Origin of the sequence: Elizabethkingia occulta (assembly GCF_002023715.1) — a bacterium.
GTDB lineage: Bacteria > Bacteroidota > Bacteroidia > Flavobacteriales > Weeksellaceae > Elizabethkingia > Elizabethkingia occulta.
Map to the genome: position 1 here is coordinate 174430 of NZ_MAHX01000007.1, position 16720 is coordinate 191149.

17 protein-coding genes and 1 tRNA gene are annotated in these 16720 nt (G+C 35.5%); 14 read left to right on the forward strand and 4 right to left on the reverse strand.

The window, feature by feature from the left end:
• Positions 1 to 10 precede the first annotated feature (10 nt).
• From BAZ10_RS05550 to BAZ10_RS05560, 3 genes are all read left to right on the forward strand, one after another.
• A complete protein-coding gene (locus tag BAZ10_RS05550; protein WP_078771294.1) occupies positions 11 to 1051 on the forward strand; it encodes an HlyD family secretion protein in 1041 nt (346 codons plus the stop codon).
• 10 nt (positions 1052 to 1061) lie between these two features.
• On the forward strand, positions 1062 to 2612 hold the full coding sequence (locus tag BAZ10_RS05555) for a DHA2 family efflux MFS transporter permease subunit (protein ID WP_078771219.1): 1551 nt from the start codon (positions 1062 to 1064) through the stop codon (positions 2610 to 2612).
• Positions 2613 to 2796: 184 nt separating this feature from the next.
• Entirely contained in the window at positions 2797 to 3492 is a 696-nt protein-coding gene (locus tag BAZ10_RS05560) for a siderophore-interacting protein (protein WP_245803765.1), read from the forward strand.
• Between the two features lie 275 nt (positions 3493 to 3767).
• Here BAZ10_RS05560 and BAZ10_RS05565 read toward each other — a convergent pair whose 3' ends face one another.
• Complete coding sequence (locus tag BAZ10_RS05565; protein WP_078771221.1) at positions 3768 to 4523, reverse strand: response regulator transcription factor; 756 nt, start codon at positions 4521 to 4523, stop codon at positions 3768 to 3770.
• Between the two features lie 100 nt (positions 4524 to 4623).
• Here BAZ10_RS05565 and BAZ10_RS05570 point away from each other — a divergent pair, with 100 nt between their 5' ends.
• The 3 genes from BAZ10_RS05570 to BAZ10_RS05580 all read left to right on the forward strand — a co-directional run bounded on the left by BAZ10_RS05570 (position 4624) and on the right by BAZ10_RS05580 (position 6996).
• On the forward strand, positions 4624 to 4833 hold the full coding sequence (locus BAZ10_RS05570; RefSeq protein ID WP_078771222.1) for a hypothetical protein: 210 nt from the start codon (positions 4624 to 4626) through the stop codon (positions 4831 to 4833).
• A 15-nt stretch (positions 4834 to 4848) separates the two neighbouring features.
• Positions 4849 to 5631, forward strand: coding sequence for a DUF5694 domain-containing protein (locus BAZ10_RS05575; RefSeq protein WP_078771223.1), 783 nt, complete (start codon positions 4849 to 4851; stop codon positions 5629 to 5631).
• Between the two features lie 534 nt (positions 5632 to 6165).
• Complete coding sequence (locus BAZ10_RS05580) at positions 6166 to 6996, forward strand: GLPGLI family protein (RefSeq protein WP_078771224.1); 831 nt, start codon at positions 6166 to 6168, stop codon at positions 6994 to 6996.
• A gap of 253 nt (positions 6997 to 7249) precedes the next feature.
• Here BAZ10_RS05580 and BAZ10_RS05585 read toward each other — a convergent pair.
• Together BAZ10_RS05585 and mce are read right to left on the reverse strand one after the other, a co-directional pair.
• A tRNA-Ile gene (locus BAZ10_RS05585) sits at positions 7250 to 7323 on the reverse strand.
• A gap of 75 nt (positions 7324 to 7398) precedes the next feature.
• Positions 7399 to 7803, reverse strand: a complete 405-nt coding sequence (mce, locus tag BAZ10_RS05590; protein ID WP_078771225.1) for a methylmalonyl-CoA epimerase — start codon at positions 7801 to 7803, stop codon at positions 7399 to 7401.
• 102 nt (positions 7804 to 7905) lie between these two features.
• Here mce and rbfA point away from each other — a divergent pair, with 102 nt between their 5' ends.
• From rbfA to BAZ10_RS05620, 6 genes are all read left to right on the forward strand, one after another.
• On the forward strand, positions 7906 to 8265 hold the full coding sequence (gene rbfA / locus BAZ10_RS05595) for a 30S ribosome-binding factor RbfA (protein WP_078771226.1): 360 nt from the start codon (positions 7906 to 7908) through the stop codon (positions 8263 to 8265).
• 3 nt (positions 8266 to 8268) lie between these two features.
• Entirely contained in the window at positions 8269 to 9468 is a 1200-nt protein-coding gene (locus tag BAZ10_RS05600; RefSeq protein ID WP_078771227.1) for an ABC transporter permease, read from the forward strand.
• A gap of 114 nt (positions 9469 to 9582) precedes the next feature.
• Complete coding sequence (locus BAZ10_RS05605; RefSeq protein WP_078771228.1) at positions 9583 to 10317, forward strand: shikimate dehydrogenase family protein; 735 nt, start codon at positions 9583 to 9585, stop codon at positions 10315 to 10317.
• A gap of 66 nt (positions 10318 to 10383) precedes the next feature.
• Positions 10384 to 12249 (forward strand): DUF349 domain-containing protein, encoded by a 1866-nt coding sequence (locus BAZ10_RS05610; protein ID WP_078771229.1) that lies wholly within the window; start codon positions 10384 to 10386, stop codon positions 12247 to 12249.
• A 30-nt stretch (positions 12250 to 12279) separates the two neighbouring features.
• The gene (gene ribD / locus BAZ10_RS05615; protein ID WP_078771230.1) at positions 12280 to 13341 is read left to right on the forward strand and encodes a bifunctional diaminohydroxyphosphoribosylaminopyrimidine deaminase/5-amino-6-(5-phosphoribosylamino)uracil reductase RibD; all 1062 of its coding nucleotides are present in this window, start codon (positions 12280 to 12282) and stop codon (positions 13339 to 13341) included.
• A 2-nt stretch (positions 13342 to 13343) separates the two neighbouring features.
• A complete protein-coding gene (locus BAZ10_RS05620) occupies positions 13344 to 13940 on the forward strand; it encodes an IMPACT family protein (protein WP_078771231.1) in 597 nt (198 codons plus the stop codon).
• A 64-nt stretch (positions 13941 to 14004) separates the two neighbouring features.
• Here BAZ10_RS05620 and pnuC read toward each other — a convergent pair whose 3' ends face one another.
• Positions 14005 to 14598 (reverse strand): nicotinamide riboside transporter PnuC, encoded by a 594-nt coding sequence (pnuC, locus tag BAZ10_RS05625; protein WP_078771232.1) that lies wholly within the window; start codon positions 14596 to 14598, stop codon positions 14005 to 14007.
• A gap of 393 nt (positions 14599 to 14991) precedes the next feature.
• Here pnuC and ffh point away from each other — a divergent pair, with 393 nt between their 5' ends.
• Both ffh and BAZ10_RS05635 read left to right on the forward strand, forming a co-directional pair.
• A complete protein-coding gene (gene ffh, locus BAZ10_RS05630) occupies positions 14992 to 16356 on the forward strand; it encodes a signal recognition particle protein (RefSeq protein ID WP_009089839.1) in 1365 nt (454 codons plus the stop codon).
• 46 nt (positions 16357 to 16402) lie between these two features.
• Positions 16403 to 16678, forward strand: a complete 276-nt coding sequence (locus BAZ10_RS05635) for a TM2 domain-containing protein (protein WP_078771233.1) — start codon at positions 16403 to 16405, stop codon at positions 16676 to 16678.
• The last annotated feature ends 42 nt before the right edge of the window (positions 16679 to 16720 follow it).

A 16720-nucleotide genomic window follows, 5' to 3' on the forward strand; every position in this document is an offset into this window, starting at 1 on the left:
ACTTATGAATATGGAAACAACTCAGCCAAAACAAAAAAAATATACAGTACCGGCAATTCTGCTGGTTGTTATAATAGCCGGAAGTATTTTCGGAGTAAAACAATATACCTATTACCAGAGCCATGAAGATACTGATGATGCTCAGGTAGACGGTGATCTTAGCACTGTAGTATCGCGTGTAGGAGGCTATATCAATACTATAAATTTTGAAGATAACCAACGTGTAACCAAAGGGCAAACTCTGGTGACATTGGAAGATCAGGAGTATCGTATTAAATTGGAACAGGCAATGGCAGCACAAAAGACTGCAGGTTCCAAAATTGGAGTTTCAGAAACTCAGGTATCAGCTACACATGCAGCATCACTAGGGTACAAAGCTCAGATAGAAGAAGCAAAAGCCAGATTATGGCAGGCGAATCAGGATTACGATCGTTATGCAGCCTTAATCAGAAGTGGTTCTGTTTCGCAGCAGACTTTTGACAAAGCTAAAGCTGAACGTGATATTGCCAAAGCTGCTTATATGTCTGCCGAGGAACAATATAAAACTGCCGTAGCACAAGTAGGCAATACACGTTCGGAGCTTAATGTAACGCATACGGCAACAAATCAACAGCAGGTAGATGTGGATTATGCGAAGTTACTTTTGTCCTATACCGATATTAAAGCACCGGTTTCCGGAATTGTGACTAAACGTCGTGTACAAATGGGGCAGTTATTACAGGCCGGGCAAACACTTTTTGCTGTGGTGGATGAAAATAACCTTTATGTAACGGCTAATTTCAAAGAAACCCAAATGCAACATATACGAGCAGGACAAAAAGCCAAAATTGTAGTGGATGCCTATCCAGACGAACCTATAGAAGGAGTAGTGCACAACTACGCCGGAACAACAGGGGCTAAAATGTCATTGCTGCCGCCGGATAATGCTACAGGAAACTTTGTAAAAGTAGTGCAGCGTATTCCTGTAAAAATCAAAATTAATGCTTCTGCTGAACTCCTTAAGAAGATACGTCCGGGAATGAATGTAGAGGTAAGTGTATTAACTAAATAATCCGGAAATAATGGCTGAAAAAGGATTTAGAAAATGGATTATAACTTTTACCATGGTATTGTCCTGTATGCTCGAATTTTTGGATACGACTATTGTAAATGTTGCGATACCTCATATTCAGGGGAATATGGGAGCTATACTGGAAGATGTAGCATGGGTTTCTACCGGGTATGCGGTAGCCAATGTTATTATTCTCCCCATGTCCGGATGGCTCGGAAGCCGATTTGGCCGTAAGAATTACTTCCTGTTTTCTATTATTCTGTTTACAATAGCATCCATGTTATGTGGTAACTCGCATACGTTAACAGAGCTGGTTGTATTCAGAATATTACAAGGGCTTGCCGGTGGTGGATTAATATCCAATGCGCAAGCAATATTGTTGGAAACCTGGCCGCCGGAAGAACGGGGAACAGCTACTGCAATATTTGGCTTCGGAGCAGTAGTAGGGCCTACAGTAGCACCAGCATTGGGTGGCTATCTTACGGATCATTTATCGTGGCCATGGGTATTTTATATTAATCTGCCGTTGGGTATTCTGGCAGCAATTCTTACCTATCAGTATGTGAGGTCAACACCCAAGGAGAGTACAGGGAAACCTGTTGACTGGTGGGGAATTTTGCTCCTTACTGTTGCGGTAGGAAGTTTACAGACGGTTTTGGAAAAAGGTGAAGAGAAAGACTGGTTTGCAACCAAGTATATTATTGTACTTACCGTTACCGCAGTTATAGGTATACTCTTGTTTATCTGGCGGGAAACAACAACAGATCATCCGGTTGTAAACCTGAAATTATTCCGGTACAGAAGTTTTTCTGCAGGTATGGTTACCTCTTTTCTCTTCGGTATAGGATTATATGGCTCGGTGTTTGTCTTTCCTCAGTTTTGTCAGAGTCTTTTGGGATTCTCGGCAGAGCAGACCGGCTTCCTTTTGCTGCCGGGACAGATATTCACTATAGCCTTAATGCCAACAGTAGGTAAGCTGTTGAAGAAAGGAGTGCCTCCACAACTTTTTGTAATTGCAGGATTTATATGCTTTTTTATTTTTCCGATGATTATGAGTAAAGCAACATTGTCTTCCGGAAATACAGACTTCTACTTTCCGCTTTACTTCAGGGGAATAGGTATAGGACTACTTTTTGTGCCTCTTATTACATTAGCTATTAAAGATTTGAAAGGTCCCGAGATAGGACAGGGGGCAGGGCTTTACAATATGATGCGCCAGTTAGGTGGATCCTTTGGAATTGCAGGACTTGCAACAGCAATACATATAGGTAAAGGAAAACACAGGAATTATTTACTGGAAAACGTAAATGAATATGGCTCTGCCTACTGGGAAAGAATGCAGGATTATATTTCCGGCTTTATGGGGAAAGGTTTCTCGCATTCCGATGCTTCAGAAATGGCATTGCGGGCGGTGGAAGGAACGATTAATAAACAGTCTATGCTTATGGGATTTACAGATGCTTACCAATTTCTGGGAATAGCGATGTTGTGTTGTATTCCGTTTGTGCTACTGCAGGGTTTTAAAAAGAAAAAGACAGAAATTTCGGCAGACGCTCACTAATGTCATAATAAAAATACATCATATTTATTTATAACCACAACAGCCTCTATAGTTTAATGAAAATAGTATGTCCTTATTTTTCCTTTTTGTGTAACGATTGTTAAGCTAAAGTGAGTTGAAACATTTTGTTTTCTGTTGTGGTTTATTGATGTAAAAACAAAATATAATTCTAAAAATATGTAAAATGAAATCAGAATTAAGAAATATAAACCGGGGTGAAATTGTATATCATAAAAAAATGACCACAACCTCGTGGCACCTTAAAATAAGAACAATTTTTCCAATGGAGTTGGATATAGATAAGAATCCCGGATATGTAATTCCTGTAATGATTGGTTATAATAATCAAGGCATTCCTGTATTAAGAAGATTTATGCTGTGGAGTTATGATGCGATGCGTAATATAGCAGATATTACAATTCATCCCAGTCCGGATAAAGAACTGTATAATTGGTTGGGAGATCTGCAAAATGGGAAGATTATTAAATGGATGAACCCTGAGGAAATGATGTTACAGGAATCGAATGCTGAATGTTATTACCTTATTGGCAATGCCGATGCACAATCTTTTTTTTATCAGTTTAACAGGAATCTTCCTTTTTCCAGCACGGTCAATAGTTTTATTTACAGCAGACATACGGGCGAGTTTTTTCCGGATGTGGATGGGAGTTACCCGCTCAATTATCATATAGTATATCCATATAGTCCGGAAAGAGTACTGGATCTTTTCAGAAGTGATTTTATAAGAACAAGCAGGGATTTTAGAATAATACTGGCTGGAAGTGATGAGGTGAATAAGCTTTTTACAAACTTTTTCAAAAAAGAATGGGCAGCTACAGAAGATCAGGTAAGGATTGTCAATTTTAATAATCCTTATTAAAGCATATTTGTCACAGATTTAGTGATCGGTAGAATTTTCCGAAAATTAATCTGCCATTTTTGCATCTGTTGTTGATAAGAAGCTTTTAAGGTAAAAAAAAACATGATTTTTGTTAATATGTCTAAAAAAAATCATAAAATATTTTATTTGGCAAGGCTTTTGTCTATAGTAAGTAAAGTATTTTTTCATATAAAATATTTTGTGATTTGGTGTTGGCCCCGATTAATTTCGGGGCTTTTTTTACATTAGACTTTATCACTATTTTTAAATAGTTATCACAATAATTTGTGATTTATAGCATACGCCAAGGCTTCGTTGATATTGTTCACCTCCAATTTGTCAAATAATTTTCGGCGGTGGAACTTGACAGTATCTACTGAGATAAATATTTTTTCAGCTATTTCATTAATACTAAGACCTTGATTATAGAAACGCAGTATTTCTGTTTCCCGTTCCGTAAGATTTGTCTTTTTACGTTCAATCCATTTATTAGTCAAAAGATCAAGTTCCCATAACAAATCAGAATTTAGTTTTCCTATAGTCACATTACCGGACGAAGTATTTGTAGAAAGAGAAACGATACACATCGATTTCCAGATCTTTCCTTCTTCTGTCAGAAAAACAGGTGTTAGTTTATGATTGATTAAAATAAATTTTCCATTTGCATTTTGTATATGGAAGTCATACGATATAACATATTGTTTCCGCTCCTCCAATGGTATTTTTTCATAGAATTCAAACCCCGAATTGTTTATACTGATCAACATTTGTAAATCCTCAGCAGGTACAAACTTTTGGTAGAAGTCGTAGCCCATAGATAATACCTGATCAGGTGTTAGCCCGGCAAGAAATAATGGGTTGTCCGAAACGAATTCAAATGCTTTAGTTTGATAGTCGATGATATAAATGCTTTGGTAGGTAACCCGCGAAAAAGCTTTTACAATTTCTATATAATCCAGTGGTTGTAATAAGTCTTTTTCAGTAAGACTATCGATTCTGTTTTTCGACGAAAACAAAGGGTTAAAATCCATTTTCGGTGTCTGATTTTCGAATTTGCATAAAACTACACAAAAGTGTAGTATTTATCAAAATAAACCACAATATTTTTGGGCAAAATAATAAGTAATAAACATGAAGAAACGAATTTTACTAAATCTGTTTATAATTGCAGTTGTGGTTTCTGCTATTGGCGGGATTAGAGCTGTAAATATGGGAAGTGATAAAAATGTAGGGGAATCCTGTTTTATGATCATTAAATATGGATCAGTAGGATTTGAAAACAGCCTTGAATTATTTGAAAAAATTATTCGTCAATATATTGTCCGTTGGATTGAATGCTAAAAACTGTAATTAAAAATGAAGAAAAGTATTTTAATCCTTGGGATTTTTATTTGTGCAAACTTATCTGCACAAAAAGTGAAAGTTTTAAATTTCGCAACCTTTCACATGGTATATACACCAGATAAACATAAAGTGAAATTTGATCAGAATGATGGGAAAAGCAAATCTGAAACTTATGAAGTAGCTAAAATGCTGGTGCAGTTTAAACCTACAATAATTTGTGTGGAAATAGTTCCTGAAAGAAATGAAGAATTGAATAACGACTATTCTGGCTTTTTAAAAGACAAAGCTTATAAAACTAAAATAGGTGGGGAAGTTGCTTTAATAGCCTATGAAGTTGGCAAAATATCAGGCGTGAAAAAGATTTATGGTATCGATGAGCAGGCAACAGCAGCTTATAATTATAATATCGGAAATGAATTGAAAAATCAGGTAGACAGCCTGACTTCGAAAAATTATGTAAAAGATCTTTACAAAGAATTTGCTGCGATGGAAAAGTTGTCCACATTGGATAAGCTAAAAACCTTTAATTCTAATGAAAGCTTAGAAAAATTTATCAATATCAATGCGGATATTTTAACCTATATCAGTACCAAAGGAAATTTTGAAGGCGCTGATGAAGCAAGTAAATTTTACAGAAGAAATCTAAGGATTTTTTCAAATTTAAATCAGATTCCCGTTACAAAAGATGACAGAATATTTATTATTATGGGGGCGACCCATACAGCTTTTCTCAATGAATTTATGAAACGCAGCCCTAAATATGAACTTGTGAATACTACAGATTATTTGAAGTAGAATTTTTATATTTTTTACTAAAATTAAAATAAGAGATGTTTCCCGGCACGAGTTGCCGGGTTTCTTTTTTAGAATAACTGTTTAAATTTTGTTACGATTTCCCGTAAAAGTTATAATGATATCTGATTTACATTTATTATATCGAAAGGGAAAAAGATATTTTCTGAATGTGATTTGGTAAAGCTCCGAAAAATCGGGGCTTTATATAATTTAACAAAATCTATGATGGGAATAAATTATTCGAAAAAAGTAATTAAATTCGAAATATTTAATCATTAAATTTATATAAACGGAAAAAAAATAGTAGGTAAAAATCTTTAATAATATAGCTAGTAAAGAATTTAGTGATGGTTGCCAATCGGTGATTGTTCAAATATGGAAACTTATACCTACAGAAATCAATTGGGGGTACTATTAATAGAGGACTCTTATAATTTTAACGGAGATTACTATATTAATTGTTATGGGGTGAGAATCAGGAAATGTAGTAATTCATACACATGTAGTGACGGAACATTTTTATAATTAGATTTTATGAAATTTACATTACAAATATTATTATTCTTTAGTCCTTTATTATTTTTCACTCAAAATTATAGAGTATTCTATGAATATACGTTTATCAGAGATAGTTTATCCAAAGAAAATAAGGAATCAGATATTATGATTTTAGATATTTATAAAAATACTTCTACATATCTAAGCTATAAAACCTATCAACGAGACTCTGCCTTGGCAAAAATGATAACAAGACCTGATCCTATTTTTTTCATAAAAAACGCCACCAAAATATCTGACATTATAATAAAAAAAGGATTAAATCCGCCGAGTGTTTTAACTTCTGTTAAAGGAGGAGTATTCAATGTTACTGACAATAGAAAAATAAATTGGACTTTATTACCAGATTCTGAAATATTTAATAATTATAATGTTAAAAAAGCTAAAACATCTATGTATGGTAGAAACTGGATTGCATGGTATACAACTGATATTCCAATTCAGGATGGACCATATAAATTTAACGCTTTACCAGGTCTAATATTAAAGATTAATGATGAAACTGGAAGTCATTCTTTTCAATTTATAGGAATAAAGAAATTAAATCAATCAACGATATTAAATATAAACAAAAGTAGATACAAGCCTATTAGTGAAGAACAATATAGGAAACTATTTATACAGAACAGAAAATTATCAGCTTATGAAATCAATGATATTACTACAAGAGGTGCTGAAACTAATACTTATATCGGGAGTGACGGCAAAGAAATAGACCGAAATACGTTCTTAAAAAATGCTGATGAAAAAAGAAAGAAAGATTTTAAATCAAATAATAATATTATTGAAATTGACTTACTTAAATAGTATCATTTTTTTCTTATATATTCCATAGAAAAAATTAAAAACAGCTCTATTTTATTGCCTTTAAAAAAGTAATGGAACTCTCTTGAATTAAAATGTGTGAGGCGGTGACTTGGTTCTAAAAAATCGGAACTTTTTGAGATAAAGTTTATACATAAAGATGTTTATAAATTTTCCTTCTTGTTTTTATCTCGAAAGAACTTGTATTTTATCAATAAAAAAAGCACCTACATTACTGTAAGTGCTTTTTTAAGGGTGGCCCCACTTGGGCTCGAACCAAGGACTTGCTGATTATGAGTCAGCTACTCTAACCAACTGAGTTATAGGGCCTAAAACTCAGGGCTTAAAAGCCTTTGTTTTTTATTGGTGTGCAAATTTAATAAAAAATTAGAAAACACCAAACTTTTAGCGCTTTTCTTGGCACAATTCTATCAGTATTCCGTTAGTAGATTTAGGGTGTAGGAATACAACGATCTTATTATCAGCACCATCCTTTGGTTCTTCGGAGATAAATTCAAAGCCTTCTTTTTTTAATCTTTCTATTTCAGCATAGATATCGCCGACTCCAAAGGCAATATGATGGACACCTTCACCCTTTTTTTCTATGAATTTTGAGATAGGACTATCTTCACGTGTACTTTCCAGTAATTCGATTTTGCTCTCGCCAATCTTGTAAAAGCTTGTTTTTACTCCTTCGCGTTCTACTTCCTCCATTTTATAAGCTTCTTTACCTATAAGTTTAGCGAAAAGAGAGTCTGAAGTTTCCAGACTTTTCACGGCAATACCGAGATGTTCAATTTTGTCCAGCATAAGTTTTTGTTATTTTGCTATAATTGTTGCTATAAGGGAGTCGGGCTTATTCATAAATAAGAAACACTCCAATTCAAACAAAAATAGTAAATTTGCAGCATTATGGAGAGTAACAGACAAAGGAAAGTAGCACAACTTATACAGGAAGACTTAGCAGAACTTTTTCGACAGCAGGCTGCAAACGCAGGGCAAAACCTGTTAATTACTGTTTCCGGTGTACGGGTAACAGCAGATTTAGGAGTGGCTAAAATATACCTGAGTATTTTTCCACCGGAGCTCAGAAAGAATATTATGAAAGAGATTGAAGAAAATAAAGCTGCTTACCGCAACTTTATGGGACAAAAGATGGGGAAGCAGGTTCGTATTATTCCTCAGCTAAGTTTCTTTCTGGATACTTCGCTGGATGATGCAGAGCGTATAGAAAAAGAATTAAAAGGCGAAGGCGATAATCCTGTTTTATAAGAGTTGAAATCTACTCCGTTTTATATAGCACAACGTTACCTGATTTCTAAGAAAGGAAGTCAGGCAGTGAGTTTTATTACAAGTCTGTCTGCATTTGCTATGATGGTAGCGGTAGCGGCAATGTTTATTATTGTTTCTGTTTTTTCAGGGCTTATTGAGCTTAATAAAAAAATGATTTCGGATATTCATGCCGATCTTACATTATCTCCGGAAAAAGGAAAAGCAATTCCGGATATTGCTAAAATTACAGGGATCTTATCAAAAGAGCAAGAGATCGCACACTTTTCTAAGGTGATAGAAGAGAAAGCTTACATTAACTACAAAGGAAACGGAGAAATTGTTTATCTGAGAGGAGTAGACTCCGCCTATACGAAGGTAAATCCTATAGACTCAACAGTATTTTACGGGAAATATCCGTCTTTTAAATATTCCAACGAAGTTATTATGGAAACTCAGCTGAACAACAGACTGCAGATTCCGGTAGCTTCTGAAGATGATTATGCTCAGATCCTGATGCCGCGTCCGGGTGTAGGACTTATCAGTAAAGAAGCTGATATTTTCAACAAAAAAAACTTTTTTACAACAGGCGTGTTTACCAATAGCCAAATGGCCAGTTATATCGTAGCTCCGCTGGAATTGTCTGCCGAACTGCTTGGAATGCCTAAAAATACAGCTTATTCAGTTGTTATAAAGCTTAAAGATCCTACAAAAGCCAATGAGGTAAAAAAACGCCTGATGGAAAAATTGGGAAGCGCGCTGATGATGAAAACCAAAGCTGAAGAAAATGCTGCTTTCTGGAAGATGATCAATACCGAGAAACTAATGATTTATTTAATCTTTGGGTTGGTGATCTTCATAACGACTTTCAATCTTGCAGGAGCCATTATTATTATTCAGCTGGATAAAAAAGAGCAGGCAAAATCCCTTATTTCAATGGGTATGTCTATGGCAAAACTCAGAAGAGTTTACTTTAATACCGGAATACTTATTGTGATATTCGGTGTGTCGGTAGGATTAGTCCTAGGTTCTCTTATCTGCTATTTGCAGCAGCATTTTGGTTTCTTTAAAGCAACAGCAGCATTACCTTTCCCTGTAAAGATCGAATGGCAAAACTATCTTATTGTAGCTGCTACAGCGCTTTTATTTGGAATAATTATTTCCTGGATATTCTCCAGAGGGAGCAAACGCCAGCTAAGAAGCTAGAATATCATTTTTATATAATCCGTAAGTTTTAAGAATTTTAAAACTGATTAGAATCAACTATTAACTTTAAAAATAGTGTTTCATTATTCCCTGTGTTTTCCCTAACTTTGATGTATGGAAAAACCTGTGAAACTAGGATTAATCGGTAAAAATATTTCTTATTCATTCTCCAAGCATCATTTTGAACAGAAATTCAAAAAGCTTATGCTTCCTACTTATACTTACGATTTATTCGATCTGCAGCAGATTGAAGGAGTTGCTAAGTTGTTAGAAGATCCAGATGTGAGAGGTTTTAATGTTACTATTCCTTATAAAGAACAGGTTGTCTCTTTTCTGGACGAATTAAGTGATGAGGCAAAACAGATAGGAGCTGTAAATACTGTAAAGGTTCTTGCTGATGGTAGAAGAAAAGGCTTCAATACAGATGCTTTTGGCTTTGAGAAGACTTTACTTGCCCATAAAAAAGATTATCATACTTCAGCCCTTATTTTAGGAGACGGGGGAGCTGCAAAGGCAGTGAAATATGTATTGGATAAGCATAATATTGCTCATAAAACAGTTTCCAGGAAGTCGGAACTGAATTTTGATAAGCTAACTCCGGAAATTGTAAAAGAGCATACATTAATTATTCAGACCACTCCGGTTGGTACTTTTCCAAATGTTGAAGATTGCCTTATATTTCCGTTTGAGGGGCTTTCTGAACAACACCTTATCATCGATTTAATCTACAATCCCAATTATACCAAATTCATAAAAAATGCTGCTGAAAAAGGAGCAAAAACAGTAAATGGCTATTATATGCTTGAACAACAGGCAGAAAAAGCATGGGAAATTTGGAATTTAGACTAAAAATACAATACATTTATAGCAATTAAAGGTAATGGAAACATTACGTATTTTTAAAAAAGACTTGTTATGGCTTCAATAGACAACAATCAGAATGAAGAATTAAAGGCAAATCAATCCACTGAACATCCTCAGCAGGCTGGTCAGGCTGCAGAACATCATGAGCATGTTGCAGATCACGACGAAGATACTGATCATGATTTTCATGCAGAAGATTACACGCATTTGTCTATGGAAGACATAGCTAAGGAAGCCGAAAATATTGTAAACTCCGCAAATGCAGGTTCACAGACTAAAAAATTCGGAGAACTTCGCGATGCTTTCAATGCAGCATGGGAAGAAGAATTAAAAGATAAAAAGGAAGCATATATTGCAGATGGAGGAGATCCTGATAATTTTGAATACCAGTCGCCATTAAGATCAAAATTCAATGCACTTTCCAATATTTTTAAAGAAAAACAGGAAAGCTACCACAAAGAAGTAGAGAAGGAACAGGCAGAAAATCTGTTACAGAGACGCTCTATTATTGAAAAGCTTAAAAATCTGTATACCAATACTGAAGCAGGAACTAATCTTTTTAAAGCAATAAGAGAAGTTAAAGATGAATGGCAGAAAGCTGGACAGGTAGCTAAGTCTGAATTTAAAACACTTAGCAATGATTATTTCCACCATCTGAATCAGTTTTATCAGATGCTGGATCTAAATAAAGAATACCGTGAGCAGGAATATGCACATAACCTGGAAAAGAGACAGCATATTATTGCACGTGCAAAGGAGCTTAAAGACGAGCCTGTAGTACAGAAAGCATTAAATGAACTCCAGTATCTTCATAAATTATGGAAAGAAGAAGCAGAGCCTGTAGCTGAAGAATTCAGAGACAGCACCTGGGACGAGTTTAAAGAGATTTCCAATATTATCCACCAGAGAAAAGCAGAATTATTTGCACAGATCGAAGGCGATCAGAAAATTAATCTGGAGAAGAAAAATGAGATTATAGAAAAACTTAAAAAACTTTCTAATCCTGAAAAAGAACCAGCACATTCGTACTGGCAGTCGGCTATTAAAAAAGTAGAGGAACTAAGGAATGAATTTATTTCACTAGGAAGTGTTCCGAAAAAACTTTCTAATCAGAACTGGACAGATTTTAAAGAAACACTTCGTGCATTTAATGCTTCAAAAAACAATTTCTATAAAGGGCTAAAAAAGAATCAACAGGAGAATCTTGAAAGAAAGTTACAGTTGATTCAGACCGCAAAAGACAATCAGGATTCTGAAGATTGGGATACTGCAGTACCTTTATTTAAAAAACTTCAGGAAGAATGGAAAGCTGTTGGTCATGTACCAAGAAGCCAGTCCAACAGAGTATGGGACGAATTCCGTGATGCATGTAATCATTTCTTTGCCAAGTTCCGTGAAAAAGGAGACGCTGGTACGGATGACTGGAGGGCTAATTACAAAAAGAAAAAAGCACTTCTGGATGAACTTAAGGATATCGAGGAGGGAGAAAATAGTGCTGAAGTAATCAACAGAATCAAAAACGAATGGAATGCCATTGGTAAAGTACCACGTGATAAAATCAACATTAATACTGAATTTAATAAAGCACTTAGAAGTAAGATGAGGCTGAACAGAATGAAAGATTACGAACTTTCAGATGGTAACCTTTCCGAAACCCAACTTACTGACAAAGCACGTAAGATTAAAAATCAGATTTCGGATATGGAATCGGAAGTCTCCAAACTGGAAAATAATCTGGCCTTCTTTACTAATCCAACAAGAGAAAATCCTTTGCTAAAGGCTACTTATGATAGTCTGGATGCTAAAAAAGAAGAATTGGAAGGACTTCGCTCCAAATTACATCAGATTATAACAGAACACGATCAACCAAAAGCAGATACCTCCGAGGAAAAAGAGGATAAGCCGACAGAAGAGTAAGATCATTAAAAATATAACTGTCCAACATTGATGTTTCTGTCAATGTTGGATTTTTTATTAAATATGGAAGAACATTACATTTACATGCAGCGTGCACTGCAGTTGGCAAAAAAAGCTTTAGGAAATACTTATCCTAATCCGCTGGTGGGCAGTGTTATTGTATCCAACGGTAAGATAATAGGAGAGGGGTGGCATCATAAAGCAGGAGAACCTCATGCAGAGATCAACGCGATTAATTCTGTAGAGAATAAAGAACTACTGAAAGACAGTACAATATATGTAACGCTGGAACCTTGTGCGCATTATGGAAAAACACCTCCTTGTGCTGTAAAGATTGTAGAACAGGGAATTCCAAGAGTTGTTATAGGCTCTATGGATCCGCATGACAAAGTAAACGGAAAGGGAAAAGCAATTCTTGAAGCTGCCGGAACAGAAGTAATAACCGGGATTTTGGAAGCAGAATGTGATGAATTAAATAAGCGTTTTTTTACGTATCATCGTAAGCAGCGTCCCTATATTATTCTGAAATGGGCTGAATCTGCAGATGGATTTATGGATAAGGATTTTCAACCGTATGCCATTAGTAATGCACTTTCTCAGCAGAAGAATCACCAGCTTCGTGCAGATGAACAGGCCATTCTGGTAGGTACAAAAACAGTATTGAACGATAATCCCGGGCTTACGGTAAGAGAAGTAAGCGGGAATAATCCGGTACGTATTATTTTAGACAGAGAACTGAAAGTACCTGTAGATTATAAGGCATTCAACAATGAGGCTGTAACTTTTATCATAAATGAAATAGAAGAAAAATCAGAAGGTAATATTCATTGGCTGAAAGCTGATTTTGGAGATAAATTTCTGTCTGATCTTATGCCTGTTTTATATAAACATCAGATACAGTCTGTTATTATAGAAGGTGGTGCTTATACCCTAAATCAATTTATAGAAAGTAATCTATGGGATGAAGCGTGGGTATTCAAAGCAGAGAATCTGTTTCTGAATAAAGGAACCAAAGCATCAAAGCTACAGCATGAAGCTCAGACTATTGAACAACTAAGAGATAATCAGTTAAAGATTTACAGAAACAAATAATATTGGAATCCAATTACAGTTATAATACGATCGCCAAACCAATTTTAGATATTACTCTTAAAGAAAAAGGGAGTAAATTCATTTCCTATGCTTATCCGGTTCTGGATGAAGATGATGTGAAAAAACGGCTGGAAGAAGTAAAAACTTTGCATCCTAAGGCAACACATCACTGTTATGCTTTCAGATTAGGACTGAAAGGTGAGAATTACCGTGCAAATGACGACGGAGAACCTTCCGGAAGTGCAGGATTGCCAATCTATAATCAATTATTGGGACACGATGTAACCAATATACTATTAGTTGTGGTGCGTTATTATGGTGGTACCAAGCTTGGTGTTGGCGGACTGGTGAAAATCTACAAAGAATCAGCCAAAGAGCTGTTGAGCTTTGCAGAAATGATAACCAAAGAACTCGAAAAGGTATTAAATCTGGAGTTTGACTTCAGCCACCAGAATCAGGTATTTACTATTCTGAATAAATACAATGCCAAAGTACTGGAATTTGACTCCGGTGCTTATGGTAAAATAAAAGCTTTGGTAAAGCTGAAAGACGAAGACGAAATCCAGGAAGCTTTATCCGGTATTCTAAGAAGCAGGTAAATTAACCCTTAGCTATAGTTACTATTTGTAATATATAGTGTAGGTATATTATATTTCTATAAATTTATTGACTTATTTTACTTTCCCTGAATATCCTTCTCCAGTTAAAATACCCCGAAACAGCTACACTGAATAGAATAACGCTCAAGATAGCATACAGGTAAAGCGATTTGTGAACCATCAAAGGAATTGAAATCAGGTTACTGACGTTCAATAATATCCAGTTTTCAATTTTACGTTTAGCCATCAACCACATACCAGCCCATGCAAAAGCACTTACGCTGGCATCCCATATGGGTACATCCGAATTGGTGAAATGGGTAAGAGCGAAATAGAAAATTCCAAAACTAAAAACAACAATACCTGCAGTTTTTAGCTTATCTGTATTGTCTGTATAAGAAATCGGTGTTTCATGTCGGGCTTTTCCATATTTCCAGTAAATCCAGCCATAGATACTCATCACAAGATAATAAAGGTTGAGTGTAAACTCGGCATACAGTTTCGCATTAAACATTACGATTAGTGTAAGGATAATACTTACAACACCGAAGAGATAGTTTATAGGATTATTTTGTCGTGATAAAACGACCTGAAAAATTGAAAGAATAACACCCAGCCATTCTACCCATGTTGTTTGTTGAATAATTTCCTGCATCATTGTAATAAATCATTTTGATGAGGAGATGACAGATCCCTACGCCGGCATTATCCGGATCAGGTGCGGAAAATTTCCTGGGTATCATCTCAGCCACTAACGGCACCCCATTGACAGGTACAAATATAAAGGTTTTTTGGTAACAGTTGTCGGTTGACAGGTATTAGTTAACAGTTAATAGTTAATAGTTATCGGTTGTCAGCGCCTGATCTCTAATCAGAAGGTTTAGGAACTTATTGTTATAATATTAGGTAATGTATAAGAGTAAAAGACCAATGTCTATTATCTTATTTCTTGCATCTTGTATCTAGCGTCTTGTATCTTGATATCAACTTCATACTTTATATCTCATATCTTTTCCTTATTTTTGCAACTTACCAAAGAATAGATTTAATTATGTTCAATAGTTTACAGGACAAACTAGATAAAGCTTTACAAAATATCCAGGGACGCGGTAAGATTACCGAGATTAACGTTGCCGAAACCGTTAAAGAAATTCGTCGTGCATTAGTAGATGCCGATGTTAACTTTAAGGTAGCAAAAGATCTTACAAAAAGAGTTCAGGATAAAGCTTTAGGACAAAATGTTTTAACATCCATTACTCCGGGACAATTGATGACAAAAATTGTTCACGATGAGTTAGTGGATTTAATGGGAGGAACCAATGAAGGACTTAATCTTTCCGAAAAACCAACAATTATACTAATTGCCGGTTTACAGGGTTCTGGTAAAACAACATTCTCCGGGAAATTGGCAAATTTCCTGAAGAAGAAAAAGAGCAAAAACCCTTTATTGGTAGCATGTGACGTTTATCGTCCTGCTGCAATTGATCAGTTAAAAGTATTAGGTGGTCAGACAGGAGTTCCAGTATATACTGAAGAAGGCAACCTTAATCCGGTTCAGATTTCTCAGAATGCAATAGAATTTGCAAAGCAAAACAAGCACGACGTTATTATTATAGATACCGCAGGGCGTTTGGCTATCGACGAAGAGATGATGAACGAAATTCGTAACGTTCACCAGTCTGTAAAACCTACAGAAACTCTTTTCGTGGTTGACTCCATGACGGGTCAGGATGCTGTAAATACAGCAAAAGCCTTCAACGATGTCCTTAATTATAACGGTGTAGTTCTTACTAAATTAGATGGTGATACCCGTGGAGGGGCTGCATTAACAATCCGTTCGGTAGTAGAAAAACCAATTAAATTCATTTCTACCGGTGAGAAAATGGAGGCATTGGATATTTTCTATCCGGAAAGGATGGCAGACAGAATCCTGGGGATGGGAGACGTTGTTTCCTTAGTAGAAAGAGCTCAGGAGCAGTTTGATGAAGAGGAAGCTAAAAAACTACACAAGAAGATTGCTAAGAACGAATTTGGTTTCGACGATTTCTTAAAGCAAATTCAGCAGATTAAAAAAATGGGTAACATGAAGGACCTTCTAGGCATGTTACCTGGAGTTGGAAAAGCTATAAAAGATGTGGACATCAATGATGATGCTTTTAAACATATTGAAGCGATTATCCAGTCTATGACTCCGGAAGAAAGAAGAAGACCAAGCACAATTAATATGTCCAGAAAACAGCGTATTGCTAAAGGAGCAGGACGCAAACTTGAGGATGTAAATGCTCTAATGAAACAGTTCGAGCAAATGGGGAAAATGATGAAGATGATGCAGGGACCTCAGGGAAAACAGTTAATGGCTATGATGGGCAAAGGTATGCCGGGAATGGGTGGTGGAATGCCAGGGTTTGGTAAATAAACAGCAAATAATTAATTATTAAATTATAAACACAAGTATTAAAATTATGGAAGAGACAACACAACAAAACTACAATCAACAGGTTCCTTATAAATCTGAAAAAAAGCTAGTAGCTGGTATTTTAGGGATTTTAATAGGTTATTTAGGAATTCACAAGTTCTACTTAGGGTATACTAAAGCAGGAATCATCCAGCTTATTGCAAGTGTTGTTACATGTGGTGTAGCTGGAATTATTGGTTTTGTGGAAGGTATCATCTATTTAACAAAAACAGATGAAGATTTCGACAGAACGTATATTCAAGGTAAAAAAGAATGGTTCTAATTTAACCTTACCACTTAAAAATAAAAATAGCCTGAGGACAGC